The sequence below is a fragment of the Streptomyces beihaiensis genome (assembly GCF_026274175.1).
GTDB lineage: Bacteria > Actinomycetota > Actinomycetes > Streptomycetales > Streptomycetaceae > Streptomyces > Streptomyces beihaiensis.
This window is the reverse complement of record NZ_JAPHNL010000316.1, coordinates 17,793-30,395: the sequence shown is the minus strand read 5'-3', so window position 1 is coordinate 30,395 and position 12,603 is coordinate 17,793. Positions and strand designations below refer to the sequence as shown.

Sequence of the window (12,603 nt, the reverse complement as noted above, 5' to 3'; positions counted from 1 at the left end):
TTCACGTACGGCGGATACCAGACCGAGTGATCAAGTTCGACGCAGCATTCGACGTCGGAGGTTAAAGATCAAGCTAGTAGTACGAATCGATGAGGCTGCGGTCCACGGTCAAGGTGTCACGATCCAGCGCGGGCAGCCCCAACTGGTCGCAGATCAGCTGAGTCAGCTGCTCGTCGTAGTCCGCCGCCGCGCAGTCGAGCCCGGCGGCCGTGATGCGGGATGCAAGCTCGCTGGGCCAGTACTCCCCGACATGGTCAGCGTCCTCATAGTTGATGCAGGACAGGGCCTGGCCGTCCTTGTAGTGGTACGCCATGGGGCGATGCGCCTTGGCTATGCACGGGTTGGGCACGAACACCACCAACTCGGCTCCCGGGGGACACAGCTCGTGGTAGTCGATCTCGTCGAAGTCATCGCGGGAAGGATCGTGCATATGGTGCACGATCACCCCCCACTCGCCAGGGGGCACGTCGCCGCCGCGGGCGAACGGCGGCCGGTGCTGGGCGATCAGCCCGTTGGCCAAGTCCGCCTGGGCGACGCCTTTCGCGTACACGAGGACGGTCTCATCCTCGTACTGTTCGCCCTCGATCCACGCAATGACACCGCCATTGATCCAACCTGTCATGGACCACACCGTATCCGTCACCACTGACACAGGACCCGCAGCGTACGGCGCGGCCGGTCACCGCACATGACCGGACTCCCAGCTCAGTGGTCACGGTAGCCGTCACGACCGCGGCTTGCGTCGCACCAGCCGCCCGATGCCGAACACCACGATCAGGAGCGCCGCCACGCCGACCGCGCCCGCCTTGCCGGTGAAGTGCGGGTTGTCGTTCGCGGCGGTTCCGGCGCCGGACGCGGTGGCGCCGGTGGCACCGCCGGAGGAACCGGAGCCGCCCGCAGCGCCCTTCACCGGGACCGGCTGCACCTTGCTGTCCTTGCCCTCGCTCCCGAACAGGAGCGTCTTCCCGTCCCTCGTGTACGTCACCGACTCGCCCTGCGGTTGCAGCGGAACGTCCAACTGGCCCTCGCGCTTGGGCCTTCCGTTCTTCCAGGCGTACGAGATCCCCCCGAAGTACCCGCGCAGCGCCAGCTGCTTGCCGTCCGGCGAGAACGCGCCGTCCGTCACCCACAGGTCGATGTCCGTGACGCGCTTGAAGTAGTTCGTGCGCGTCGGGGAGAGCGTGGCCGGGCCCTCGTAGAGCGCGCCGCCGTTCTCGTTCTTCGAGACGATGTAGACCCGGCCGGTCTTCGGGTGGACCAGCAGCGTCTCGGCGTTGCGGGGCCCGTCCTCGTACTTCACCGTGTACTGCGTCGCCCGTACGGTCTGGTCGCGCAGCACCTTCGGTTCCGGCAGCTTGTAGATCCAGACGTGGTTCCAGGAGCCGCCGCTGTTGTCGCCGATGTCGCCGACGTAGATGTTGTCGTCGGGGCCGATGGAGATCGCCTCGTCGTCGCGGGGCCGGCCGACCCCGGTGAAGGTGACGCGGGCGACGGTCTTTCCGGTCCTGCCGTCGATGGCGTAGATGTACGGGCCGTCGCCGCTGTCGTTGTGGGTCCAGTAGACGCCCGGGTGGATGTGCGAGGCGGCGAGGCCGCTGGACTCGGTGATGCGGGGGTCCGTGATGGTGAAGCCGTCCGAGCCCGGTGAACGGGAGTCCGCCGTGGCCGGTGCCGTCCCCGAACCGAACAGCACGGCCGCGACGGCCGCCGCCGCGCCCACGCCCACCGTCGCCCTCACCTTGTTCGCACGCATGCCCCCAGCTTGCCAGGCGTGTTCGGTGTCACACGCACGCGGCCACGCCGATCGACGATGATGTGCGCATGCTCAGGTTCATGCCCGTCGGCGATTCCCAGACCATCGGAAGCGCGGGCGAACACACCTGGCGTTACCGACTGTGGCAGCACCTGCGCATGGCGTACGGCGGCCCGTTCCGGATCGTCGGGCCGCGCGAGACGCTGTACGACAAGGCGCTCGAAGCCCCCGTCTCGTACGAGTACGCCGACCCGGACTTCCCCCGCGCTCATCTGGCCGGCTGGGGCGAGGGCTGGCTCCACATGGCGCCGCTGATCGGCGAGGCGGTGCGCGCGCACCGCGCGGACGTGCTGCTGGTCTCCCTCGGCCTGATCGATCTCGGCTTCTACACGGACGCCGAGCAGACCGCCGCCAACGTTGACCGCTTCGTCGCGCAGGCGCGGCGGGCCGCGCCGCGCATCCACATCGTCGCGCTCCCGGTCATCCCGAACGTACGGGCCGAGACGGACGCCCCGTTCGCGGCGCAGGTCGCGCACTTCAACACGCTGCTGGCGAAGGCGTTCGCCGACCTGTCCGAGCCGCGCTCCCCGCTCCTGCTCGCCTCAATCCCGTCCTCGTACGACATCCACACGGACACGTACGACGGCACCCACCCGAACGCCTCCGGTGAGCACAAACTGGCCGCCGCCTTCGCCGACGCGCTGTACCAGGGGTGGGGGATCGGGGAGCCGTACGACGCCGGGGCGGCGCTCGGCTGACCGGGACCGGCCGACCGAGGCCGGCCGACCGGGCCCGGTGCAGGTGCCTGCGTGTCCTGGTCACCGTGCGTATCGTTGTCCTGCGCGGCTGCCCGCATCCGCCGGGCCGCCGAGGAGGAGCGCCACTCTGCCCGTCGTAACGACCTGACCGACACGGCCGTCGGTCTCGTCATCAAGACCGACACGTTCCCTCGCGACTGACCTCGGCAGGGACCGGCGGGCGGCCCCGGCTCCCCCGTCACATATCGTGGGCGCGGTCAGTGACATCGGGGTGGGGCAGTGGAGTCGGGGAGGGGCAGTGTCTGACGTCATGAGGTACGCCGACGGACCGCGTGTGGAGTGCGAGGTGCGCGTTGCCGCACCGGCGAAGACCGTCTGGGAGCTGGTCACGGACATCCGGCTGCCCGCCCGTTTCGGCCCCGAACTCCAGCGCGTCGCATGGCTCGACGGCGCTCAAGGGCCTTGCTCCGGGGCACGGTTCGAGGGGTTCAACCAGCACCCGCTGATCGGCGAGTGGCGGACCGTGTCCCACGTCGTCGAACTCGCCGAGCCGGAGGTCTTCGCGTGGGCGGTCACGGACGCGGACGGCCGGTACGGCGCCCCGAGCGCCGACCCGGCCGAGCGGCTGGCCACCTGGCGCTACGAGCTCAACTCCCGGGACGGGGGCCGCGAAACGCTGCTTCGCCAGTCCGCCGTCCTGGGCCCGGGCCGCAGCGGCGTCACGCTCGCAGTCGAGCGCCGACCGGACCGCGAGGAGGAGATCATCGCGGCCCGTCTGAAGGAACTGCGCGCCGGTATGGAGGCGACGCTCGACGGCATCAGGCAACTCGCGGAACGCGCGGAACGGTCCCGCTGAAGAGGCCCCGGAAGGGCCTCACTCCTCGAAGGGCCTCACTCGTCGTCGAGCTGGTGGTCCGCCCACATGTAACTCTCGGGCAGCAACTCCCCGACGGGCACGGACCTGAGCCCCCGGTCGCCCGTTCCGACGATCACCCGCATCCCGGGAAAGTAGTCGAGCAGGGCCTGACGGCACCGGCCGCACGGCGGAACGACCCCGCGCTCCCGGTCCCCGACGGCCACGATCACATCGAGTTCGTACGCGCCCTGGGCCGCCGCCGCGCCGATGACGACGAGCTCGGCGCACGGCCCGCCGGTGAAGTGGTAGGCGTTCACGGCGGTCACGATCCGGCCGTCGCGCGCGCGGGCGGCGGCCGCCACCGTGTGGTTGTCGCCGCGGCAGCGGGTGCGCGCGATGTGCGCGGCGGCCTCGACGAGTTCACGGTCGACGTCGACGTCGACGTCATGGCTCTGTGCGGACATCGCGGAAGCGTACCTCCGACGCCCCGCGCGGGCCCCGCCCCCTTGCATCGAGCGCACTCGAAGGCATTGGCTGGGGAACCATGAAGTACACGCAGCTCGGACGCACAGGACTCAAGGTCAGCCGACTCGTCCTCGGCACCATGAACTTCGGCCCGCAGACCGACGAGGCCGACAGCCACGCCATCATGGACGCGGCGCTCGACGCGGGCATCAACTACTTCGACACGGCCAACGTGTACGGCTGGGGCGAGAACAAGGGCCGCACGGAGGAGATCGTCGGCAACTGGTTCGCCAAGGGCGGGGACCGCCGCGACAAGACCGTCATCGCGACCAAGGTCTACGGGAACATGGCGGCCGACGGCGGTGCCCCGTGGCCCAACCACGACCGGCTCTCCGCCGTGAACATCCGGCGGGCCGTGGACGCGTCGCTCAAGCGCCTTCAGACGGACCGCATCGACATCTACCAGTTCCACCACATCGACCGCCGGACCCCGTTCGAGGAGATCTGGCAGGCCATCGATGTCCTCGTACAGCAGGGGAAGATCCTCTACGCGGGTTCCTCCAACTTCCCCGGCTACAAGATCGCCCAGGCGAACGAGCTCGCCCGCGCCCACGGCCGCGTCGGCCTCGTCAGCGAGCAGTGCCTCTACAACCTCGCCGAGCGGCGCGCCGAGATGGAGGTCATCCCGGCCGCGCAGGACTACGGGCTCGGTGTCATCCCCTGGTCCCCGCTGCACGGCGGCCTGCTCGGCGGCGTGCTGAGGAAGGAGGCCGAGGGGAAGCGGCGGCGCGACGGGCGCAGCGCGAGCGCGCTGGAGAACACGTCCGTACGGGACCAGGTGCAGCGGTACGAGGATCTGCTCGACAAGCACGGGTTGCAGCCCGGTGAGGTGGCGCTGGCCTGGCTGCTGACCCGGCCGGGCGTCACCGGGCCGATCGTGGGGCCGCGCACGCGCGAGCAGCTGGACTCGGCCCTGCGCGCGGTCGAGCTCGAACTGAGCGACGAGGTGCTGGGCGGGCTCGACGAGATCTTCCCGGGTCCCGGACCGTCCCCGGAGGCGTTCGCCTGGTAGCGGGCGGGGGCGTATCGGGCCGGTTACCGGCCCACGGCCGCCGCCACCGCCACCACGGCGAACATCAGCACCAGCACAACGGCCATGATCCGGTTACGGGTCTTCGGGTCCACGCCATCGAGACTAACGCGTGCCCGAAAGCGGCCATGCGGCGGACGTCTCGTACCGGGGCTGCTCCCCCGGCACGCCCGACCTGGGCAGTTCGCTGCGGACGAGGACCAGCTCGCGGACGGTCCAGGCCGTGCCGGCGAAGCCGTCGAGCGCGGTGACGTACGGCCCGAGGTCGAGTTCGGTGCGGCCTCGGGCCAGCGTCACGTGGGGGTGGTAGCGGCGGTGCCCGGTGTGCGCGGCCGTGTCGAGGCCCGCCTTGCGGGCGGCGGCCTGCGCGCGGGCGGCCAGGCGGCGCAGGACGGCCGCGTCGCCCGCCACCCCGGCCCACAACGTCCGGCCGCCGAACCGGCCGCCGCCGCGCAGAGCGAGGTCGAAGGGGGCCGTGTGCCCGGCGGCGCGCGCGAGCCGCGCCGCGAGCTCCGGTAGGGACTCCTGCGGTACGTCGCCGTAGAACGCGACCGTGAGGTGGCGGCCGTCCGGTCCTGTCCAGCGCAGGCCGGGGTGGGCGGGCAGCGCCTCGACCGCGCGGGCCAGCTCGGCGAGGGCGGCCTCCGGCGGCAGGACGGCGGCGAAGAGTCTCAGGCCCATGGGCCAAGTGTGCGCCGTCGGGCGGCCGTGGGAGGGAGCGGCGCGGAAGGAGGGCCACGGAAGGAGGGCCGGGCACGTGTGCCGCCCAACCCTCCGGCCACTGTCCATACGCCGCCGCGAGGCACCACCGCGACACGCCACCGCGGAGGCACCACCACCAGGCACCACCACCAGGCACCTCCCCGACACACCACCGCGACACGCCACCGCGAGGCACCACCACGAGGCACCTCCCCGGCACGCTGCCGTGAACACGCCACCGTCGCGGCTCACGCCACCGTCGCGGCTCACGCCACCGCGGTCAGCTCCCGCGCCCGCTCCCCGTCCCGCGGCACGAACCGCAGGTGCTGCTCGCCGCGCCGCAGATCCACCTTGAGGCGCAGCCCCGCCGCGCGGGCCAGCATCAGGCCCACGCCGGCCGCCGCGGCCGCGCAGATCACGCCGCCGAGCATGAAGCTGACCCGCACCCCGTACTCGTCGGCGAGCCAGCCGAAGAGCGGGCCGCCCAGCGGCGTGCCGCCGACGAACACCATCATGAACAGGGACATCACGCGCCCGCGCATCTCGGGGTCCGATCCCATCTGGACGGTGGAGTTGGCGGTGACGTTGACCGTCAGGCCGAGGACGCCGAGCAGCACGATCAGGGGCGCGAACACCCACACGCCCGGCGCCCACGCCGCCAGGACCTCAAGGGCGCCGAAGCCGAGCGCCGCGCCGACCAGAACCCGCAGGCGGCTGGAGCGGCGCCGGGCCGACAGGAGCGCGCCGGTGAGCGAGCCGAGCGCCATGAGCGTGTTGAACAGGCCGTACTGTCCGACCCCGCCGTGGTAGACGTCGCTCGCGTACGCGCTGAGCCAGATCGGGAAGTTGAAGCCGAACGTGCCGACGAACCCGACGAGCACGATCGGCCAGATCAGCTCCGGGTGCCCGGACACGTACCGCAGGCCCTCCCGCAGCTGGCCCTTGCCTCGCGGGGCGCGCTTGATCTCGTGCAGCTCGCGGGCGCGCATCAGGGCGAGGGCGGTGAGAGGGGCGAGGAAGGAGAGGCCGTTGGCGAGGAACGCCCAGCCGGGGCCCACGGCGGCGGTCAGCGTGGAGGCGACGGCCGGGCCGACGAGGCGGGCGGACTGGAAGTTCGCGGAGTTCAGGGACACCGCGTTACGCACCTGGTCCGGGCCGACCATCTCCGACACGAACGACTGGCGGGTCGGGTTGTCGACGACCGTGACGAGGCCGGTGAAGAAGGCGGCGAGGTAGACGTGCCAGACCTGTACGTGGCCGGAGAGGGTCAGCGCGGCCAGGAACAGACCGGACAGGCTCATCGCACCCTGCGTGCAGAAGAGCAGCCTCCGCTTGGCGAACCGGTCGGCGATCACCCCGCCGTACAGGCCGAACAGCAGCATCGGCAGGAACTGCATGGCCGTGGTGACACCGACGGCGGCGGACGATCCCGTGAGGGAGAGCACCAGCCAGTCCTGGGTGATGCGGGCCATCCAGGTGCCGGTGTTGGAGATGACTGCCCCGGTCGCGAACAGCCGGTAGTTGCGCACGCGCAGGCTGGCGAACATCGAGGACTTGCGGGGGCCATCGGGCGCGGCGCCCGCGGAGCGGGCTCCTTGAGGGGCGGGGGTCGGGTGACGGGTGGGCTCGTGGGTGGTCGGTGCGGGGGCGGAGTCTGCTCCGGATCCCGTACTCAAAAGGGTTCGCCTCCTCGGCGGTCGGGGTCGGTCGGGCCGACAGGCGGTCACAGGTGCGCGAGCTTCTCCAGTACGGGGGCGGCGGCGCGCAGCTTGTCCCACTCGTCCTCGTCGAGGCCGTCGGCGAGGTCGGACAGCCAGGTGTTCCGCTTGCGGCGGGCGTCGGCGAGCATCGTCTCGGCCTGCTCGGTCGACGTGACGACCTTCTGGCGGCGGTCCTCGGGGTGGGGGTCGAGGCGGACCAGACCCTTGGCCTCCAGGAGCGCGACGATGCGGGTCATCGACGGCGGCTGCACGTGCTCCTTACGGGCGAGCTCGCCCGGCGTCGCGGTGCCGCAGCGCACGAGGGTGCCGAGCACCGACATCTCGGTGGGGCTCAGCGATTCGTCGACCCGCTGGTGCTTGAGTCGGCGCGAGAGGCGCATCACGGCGGAGCGCAGGGAGTTCACGGCGGCCGCGTCGTCGCCATGGGTCAGGTCCGGCATGTTCGTTAGCGTAACTCATTACTATGTCTAACGACCACCCCGGGGGCGGGCCCGCCGCGCACCCGTGCCCGTGATTCCCGCCACCGAACCCCATCGTCACCCGTACGAGTGAGTCGATTCCGGAAAGTGACGCACGGGGCGGCGGCGGGCCGCGACCCTGGTCCGCATGGGATCGACGGTGCTCAGCCTGCGGATAGACGGTGAGCTGCTCGACCGGCTCAAGACACACGCGGCCAAAAGGGGAATGAGCGTCCAGGACTATGTGACCCGGACGCTCATTCGAGACGACTTCGACGAACGCTTCAAGACGGCCGTCGAGAAGACGGAGAAGTTCTACGGGGCGGCGTGACCTCGCCGCCCCCGCTTCCCCGCTCGGCACATCACGTGAGGCCGAGCGCGGGCATCAGGTAGTAGAAGACGAAGACGGCCGCCACCACGTACATCGCGACCGGCACCTCCTTGGCGCGGCCCGCGACGACGCGCAGCACGGCGAAGGCGATGAAGCCCATGCCGATGCCGTTCGTGATCGAGTACGTGAACGGCATCATCACCATCGTGATGAACGCGGGAACGGCGATCGTCCAGTCGTCCCAGTCGATGGCGCGGATGCCGCCCGACAGGATCAGGAAGCCGACCGCGACCAGGGCGGGCGTCGCCGCCTGCGACGGAACCATGGTGGCGACCGGCGTGAGGAGCAGCGCGAGGCCGAAGAGGCCGCCGGTGATGACGTTGGCGAAGCCCGTGCGCGCGCCTTCGCCGACGCCCGCCGTGGACTCCACGAAGCAGGTGGTGGCGGACGAGGACGAGAAGCCGCCCGAGGCGACGGCGAGACCGTCGAGGAACAGCACCTTGTTGATGCCGGGCATCTGACCGTTCTCGTCGGTCAGGTGGGCCTCGTCGCTGATGCCCATGATCGTGCCCATGGCGTCGAAGAACGACGAGAGCAGCACGGTGAAGACGAACAGGACGCCGGTCAGGATGCCGACCTTGTGGAAGCCGCCGAACAGGCTGACGTCGCCGATGAGGCCGAAGTCGGGGGTGGCGACCGGGTTGCCGGGCCACTTGGGCACGGTCAGGCCCCAGTCCGCGGGGTTGAGGTCGGCGACCGCGTTGATGACCAGCGCGAGCACGGTCATCGCGACGATCGAGATCAGGATGGCGCCCGGCACCTTGCGCACGAGCAGCGCCAGCGTCAGCAGCACACCCAGCACGAAGACGAGGACCGGCCAGCCGTTGAGGTGCCCGTCGAGGCCGAGCTGGAGCGGCACGGTGGTGTGCGCGACGTCCGGGATGCGGGTGACGAAGCCGGAGTCGACGAGGCCGATCAGCATGATGAACAGGCCGATGCCGATGGCGATGCCCTTGCGCAGGCCGAACGGCACCGCGTTCATGACCCGCTCACGCAGCCCGGTGGCGACGAGCAGCATGACGATGAAGCCCGCGAGGATGACCATGCCCATCGCGTCCGGCCACGACATGCGCGGGGCGAGCTGGAGGGCGACGACGGTGTTCACGCCGAGGCCCGCGGCGAGCGCGATCGGGACGTTGCCGATGACACCCATGAGCAGGGTGGTGAACGCGGCGGTCACCGCGGTCGCGGTGACCAGCTGGCCGTGGTCGAGCTGGTGCCCGTACATGTCCTTCGCGCTGCCGAGGATGATCGGGTTCAGCACGATGATGTAGGCCATCGCGAAGAAGGTGGCGAAACCGCCACGGATCTCCCGGGCGACGGTCGAGCCGCGCTCGCTGATCTTGAAGTACCGGTCGAAGCCGTTCTTCGGCGCGGGGGGCGGCTGCTCGGTGGCGTCGACCGGCGTGGTGGCCGAACTGGACATGGATGACCTCAGCTACGGAAGGGGGGAAGAAGTGCGGCCAAGTCTGGTGGGCGTTCGATCACCGCGAGGTTTCCCCGACGTTTCCTCTGGTGTTTCGTACGAACAGAACTAGCCAGGCACAGGCCGTTTCAGTATGAACATATGAGGCCGGAATTGCCATCTCCGCGCGTAGACATCTCCACCTCCTATGCTGTGCGCATGGCGAATCGGCAGCGATGGACACCGACACACGAGGCACCTGAGCCCCTTGAAGGGCCCGTGGTCGCCACCATCACCGGCGGCACGATCCTCTGGTTCGTCCTCTTCCTCGTCCAGCTGCCGTTCTACGGGTGGTTCTCCGACCACGGCCACACCTGGTGGCTGTGGACGTGCCTGGCGGGCGCGGGCCTCGGCCTGATCGGCATCTGGTACGTCAGGAAACGCGACGCGGCGATCAAACGGGACGCCGAGACGAAGCGGGCTGCGGCGGCGAAAGCGGCATAGCACCCGTACCGTCGGTTGCATGACCCACATCGACGCGGGCTCGGAACTCGACCCGGTGCACCCGATACCCGTGCGGACCCGTTCGACGGGCCTGACGAGTACGGAGGTCGCCGAGCGCGTCGCGCGCGGCGAGGTGAACGACGTACCGGTCCGCAGTTCCCGATCGATGGCGGACATCGTCCGCGCCAACGTCTTCACCCGCTTCAACGCGATCATCGGCGTCCTGTGGCTGATCATGCTCTTCGTCGCGCCGATCCAGGACAGCCTCTTCGGCTTCGTGATCATCGCCAACACCGGCATCGGCATCGTCCAGGAGTGGCGCGCCAAACAGACCCTGGACTCGCTCGCCCTGATCGGCGAGTCACGGCCCACCGTGCGGCGCGACGGGGCGGCCACGGAGATCTCCACGTCCGAGATCGTCCTCGGCGACCTGATCGAGATCGGCCCCGGCGACAAGATCGTGGTGGACGGCGCCTGCGCGGAGGCGGACGGCCTGGAGATCGACGAGTCGCTGCTCACCGGCGAGGCCGACCCGGTCGTCAAGAAGCCCGGCGACGAGGTCATGTCCGGCTCGTTCGTCGTCGCGGGCGGCGGCGCGTTCACCGCGACGAAGGTGGGCCGCGAGGCGTACGCGGCGCAGCTCGCCGAGGAGGCCAGCCGGTTCACGCTCGTCCACTCCGAACTGCGCACCGGCATCTCCACGATCCTCAGGTACGTCCAATGGATGATGATCCCGACCGCGATCGGCCTGATCATCAGCCAGCTCGTCGTCAAACAGCACGGCTTCAAGAACTCCGTGGCCCGCACCGTCGGCGGCATCATCCCGATGGTCCCCGAGGGCCTGGTCCTGCTGACCTCGGTCGCCTTCGCGATCGGCGTGATCCGCCTGGGCCGCAAACAGTGCCTGGTGCAGGAGCTGCCCGCCATCGAGGGGCTGGCCCGCGTCGACACCGTCTGCCTCGACAAGACCGGCACGCTCACCGAGGGCGGCATGGACGTGTCCGAGCTGCGCGTGCTCGGAAGGTCCGGTGCGACCGGCACGACCCGTGCGACCGGCGCGACCCGTGCGACCGGCGCGAGTGGCGCGACCAGCGCGAGCGACGAGACGTACGTACGGACCGTGCTCGGCGCGCTCGGCGAGTCGGACCCGCGCCCCAACGCCTCCCTCCAGGCCATCATCGACGCCTACCCGGACAGCGAGGACTGGCGCTGCACCGAGTCCCTGCCGTTCTCCTCGGCCCGCAAGTACAGCGGCGCCGCCTTCAGCCAGCCCGACGGCACCACCAGCGCCTGGCTGCTCGGCGCGCCGGACGTCCTGCTGCCCGACGGCGACCCGGCCCTGGCCGAGATCGAGGAGCTCAACGAACAGGGATTGCGTGTCCTGCTGCTCGCGAGGGTGACCCGGGATCTGGAGGACCCGTCGGTCAAGGACGGCGCCGAGCCCACCGCGCTCGTCGTGCTCGAACAGCGGCTGCGCCCCGACGCCGCCGAGACTCTGCGCTACTTCGCCGACCAGAACGTCAGGGCCAAGGTCATCTCGGGCGACAACGCGGTCTCCGTCGGCGCGGTCGCCGGAAAGCTGGGCCTGGCCGGCGCCGAGAACACCGTGGACGCCAGAACGCTGCCCAAGGAGCGGGCGCGGATGGCGCAGGCGCTCGACGAGGGCACGGTCTTCGGCCGCGTCACCCCGCAGCAGAAGCGCGACATGGTCGGCGCGCTCCAGTCCAAGGGCCACACGGTCGCCATGACCGGCGACGGCGTCAACGACGTCCTGGCGCTCAAGGACGCCGACATCGGCGTCTCGATGGGGTCGGGCTCGGAGGCGACCAAGGCGGTCGCGCAGATCGTCCTGTTGAACAACAGCTTCTCGACGCTGCCGTCGGTCGTCGCCGAGGGCCGCCGCGTCATCGGCAACATCGCACGCGTGGCGACCCTGTTCCTCGTCAAGACCGTGTACTCGGTGCTGCTCGCGCTGCTCGTGGTGTGCTTCCAGGTGGAGTACCCCTTCCTGCCCCGCCACCTGACGCTGCTGTCGACGCTGACGATCGGCGTCCCCGCGTTCTTCCTGGCCCTGGCGCCCAACAAGGAGCGGGCGAAACCGCACTTCGTACGGCGGGTCATGCGGTACGCGGTGCCGGGCGGGCTCGTCGCGGGCGTCGCCACGTTCGTGACGTACATGTTCGCCCGCCACTACTACACCGGGCCCGGCTCGCTGGACGCGGAGACGAGTTCGGCGACGCTCACGCTCTTCCTGATCTCGATGTGGGTCCTGGCCATCATCGCCCGCCCCTACACGTGGTGGCGCGTCTGCCTGGTGGCGGCGATGGGCGTCGCCTTCCTGCTGGTCCTGACCGTCCCGTCGCTCCAGCACTTCTTCGCCCTGAAGCTGGTGGGCACGACCATGCCGTGGGCGGCGGCGGGCATGGCGGTGATCGGGGCGGCGGTCCTGGAGCTGGCGTGGAAGTGGGTGGACCGCCGCTTCCCCGCGTGACGAAGGCGC

Annotated in this window: 14 protein-coding genes; 7 read left to right on the top strand and 7 right to left on the bottom strand. The window is 70.3% G+C overall.

Translation table 11 applies throughout. The annotated features are described in order from the left end of the window. Nucleotides 1–73: 73 nt before the first annotated feature. Nucleotides 74–622 carry a hypothetical protein gene (locus tag OFY01_RS28440; protein ID WP_266604718.1) on the bottom strand — a complete coding sequence of 183 codons (549 nt, stop codon included), beginning with the start codon at nt 620–622 and terminating at the stop codon, nt 74–76. A 102-nt stretch (nt 623–724) separates the two neighbouring features. Continuing rightward, nucleotides 725–1,753 carry a WD40 repeat domain-containing protein gene (locus OFY01_RS28435; protein WP_266604716.1) on the bottom strand — a complete coding sequence of 343 codons (1,029 nt, stop codon included), beginning with the start codon at nt 1,751–1,753 and terminating at the stop codon, nt 725–727. 68 nt (nt 1,754–1,821) lie between these two features. On the opposite strand from OFY01_RS28435, the gene OFY01_RS28430 reads away from it, so the two are divergent. The 3 genes from OFY01_RS28430 (at nt 1,822) to OFY01_RS28420 (ending at nt 3,367) form a co-directional block, all read left to right on the top strand. Next, nucleotides 1,822–2,511 (top strand): SGNH/GDSL hydrolase family protein, encoded by a 690-nt coding sequence (locus tag OFY01_RS28430; RefSeq protein WP_266604714.1) that lies wholly within the window; start codon nt 1,822–1,824, stop codon nt 2,509–2,511. Between the two features lie 75 nt (nt 2,512–2,586). After that, nucleotides 2,587–2,712: a hypothetical protein gene (locus OFY01_RS28425; RefSeq protein WP_266604712.1), complete on the top strand. Its 126-nt coding sequence runs from the start codon at nt 2,587–2,589 to the stop codon at nt 2,710–2,712. A 109-nt stretch (nt 2,713–2,821) separates the two neighbouring features. Beyond that, nucleotides 2,822–3,367 (top strand): SRPBCC family protein, encoded by a 546-nt coding sequence (locus OFY01_RS28420; RefSeq protein ID WP_266604727.1) that lies wholly within the window; start codon nt 2,822–2,824, stop codon nt 3,365–3,367. Nucleotides 3,368–3,402: 35 nt separating this feature from the next. Here OFY01_RS28420 and OFY01_RS28415 read toward each other — a convergent pair whose 3' ends face one another. After that, entirely contained in the window at nt 3,403–3,831 is a 429-nt protein-coding gene (locus OFY01_RS28415; RefSeq protein ID WP_266604710.1) for a cytidine/deoxycytidylate deaminase family protein, read from the bottom strand. A gap of 80 nt (nt 3,832–3,911) precedes the next feature. Between OFY01_RS28415 and OFY01_RS28410 the strand changes: the two genes are divergently transcribed. After that, a complete protein-coding gene (locus tag OFY01_RS28410) occupies nt 3,912–4,904 on the top strand; it encodes an aldo/keto reductase (protein ID WP_266604708.1) in 993 nt (330 codons plus the stop codon). A 123-nt stretch (nt 4,905–5,027) separates the two neighbouring features. Here OFY01_RS28410 and thpR read toward each other — a convergent pair whose 3' ends face one another. From thpR to OFY01_RS28395, 3 genes are all read right to left on the bottom strand, one after another. Continuing rightward, nucleotides 5,028–5,597, bottom strand: coding sequence for an RNA 2',3'-cyclic phosphodiesterase (gene thpR, locus OFY01_RS28405; RefSeq protein WP_266604725.1), 570 nt, complete (start codon nt 5,595–5,597; stop codon nt 5,028–5,030). 293 nt (nt 5,598–5,890) lie between these two features. Then, entirely contained in the window at nt 5,891–7,300 is a 1,410-nt protein-coding gene (locus OFY01_RS28400; RefSeq protein WP_266604706.1) for an MFS transporter, read from the bottom strand. A gap of 47 nt (nt 7,301–7,347) precedes the next feature. Next, entirely contained in the window at nt 7,348–7,785 is a 438-nt protein-coding gene (locus tag OFY01_RS28395; protein ID WP_266604704.1) for a MarR family winged helix-turn-helix transcriptional regulator, read from the bottom strand. A gap of 166 nt (nt 7,786–7,951) precedes the next feature. Here OFY01_RS28395 and OFY01_RS28390 point away from each other — a divergent pair, with 166 nt between their 5' ends. Continuing rightward, nucleotides 7,952–8,134, top strand: a complete 183-nt coding sequence (locus OFY01_RS28390; RefSeq protein ID WP_266604702.1) for a ribbon-helix-helix protein, CopG family — start codon at nt 7,952–7,954, stop codon at nt 8,132–8,134. 31 nt (nt 8,135–8,165) lie between these two features. Here the strand turns inward: OFY01_RS28390 and OFY01_RS28385 are convergent, their stop codons facing one another. After that, nucleotides 8,166–9,620 carry an NCS2 family permease gene (locus OFY01_RS28385; RefSeq protein WP_266604700.1) on the bottom strand — a complete coding sequence of 485 codons (1,455 nt, stop codon included), beginning with the start codon at nt 9,618–9,620 and terminating at the stop codon, nt 8,166–8,168. A 198-nt stretch (nt 9,621–9,818) separates the two neighbouring features. On the opposite strand from OFY01_RS28385, the gene OFY01_RS28380 reads away from it, so the two are divergent. Then, nucleotides 9,819–10,103 (top strand): DUF2530 domain-containing protein, encoded by a 285-nt coding sequence (locus OFY01_RS28380; RefSeq protein WP_266604698.1) that lies wholly within the window; start codon nt 9,819–9,821, stop codon nt 10,101–10,103. 19 nt (nt 10,104–10,122) lie between these two features. Further along, nucleotides 10,123–12,594 (top strand): cation-translocating P-type ATPase, encoded by a 2,472-nt coding sequence (locus tag OFY01_RS28375; protein WP_266604696.1) that lies wholly within the window; start codon nt 10,123–10,125, stop codon nt 12,592–12,594. Nucleotides 12,595–12,603: the final 9 nt, after the last annotated feature.

Coding starts and splice junctions, on each gene's coding strand:
- OFY01_RS28440 (WP_266604718.1), bottom strand. CDS start 622: ATGACAGGTTGGATCAATGGCGGTGTCATTGCGTGGATCGAGGGCGAA.
- OFY01_RS28435 (WP_266604716.1), bottom strand. CDS start 1,753: ATGCGTGCGAACAAGGTGAGGGCGACGGTGGGCGTGGGCGCGGCGGCG.
- OFY01_RS28430 (WP_266604714.1), top strand. CDS start 1,822: ATGCTCAGGTTCATGCCCGTCGGCGATTCCCAGACCATCGGAAGCGCG.
- OFY01_RS28420 (WP_266604727.1), top strand. CDS start 2,822: ATGAGGTACGCCGACGGACCGCGTGTGGAGTGCGAGGTGCGCGTTGCC.
- OFY01_RS28415 (WP_266604710.1), bottom strand. CDS start 3,831: ATGTCCGCACAGAGCCATGACGTCGACGTCGACGTCGACCGTGAACTC.
- OFY01_RS28410 (WP_266604708.1), top strand. CDS start 3,912: ATGAAGTACACGCAGCTCGGACGCACAGGACTCAAGGTCAGCCGACTC.
- OFY01_RS28395 (WP_266604704.1), bottom strand. CDS start 7,785: ATGCCGGACCTGACCCATGGCGACGACGCGGCCGCCGTGAACTCCCTG.
- OFY01_RS28390 (WP_266604702.1), top strand. CDS start 7,952: ATGGGATCGACGGTGCTCAGCCTGCGGATAGACGGTGAGCTGCTCGAC.
- OFY01_RS28385 (WP_266604700.1), bottom strand. CDS start 9,620: ATGTCCAGTTCGGCCACCACGCCGGTCGACGCCACCGAGCAGCCGCCC.
- OFY01_RS28380 (WP_266604698.1), top strand. CDS start 9,819: ATGGCGAATCGGCAGCGATGGACACCGACACACGAGGCACCTGAGCCC.
- OFY01_RS28375 (WP_266604696.1), top strand. CDS start 10,123: ATGACCCACATCGACGCGGGCTCGGAACTCGACCCGGTGCACCCGATA.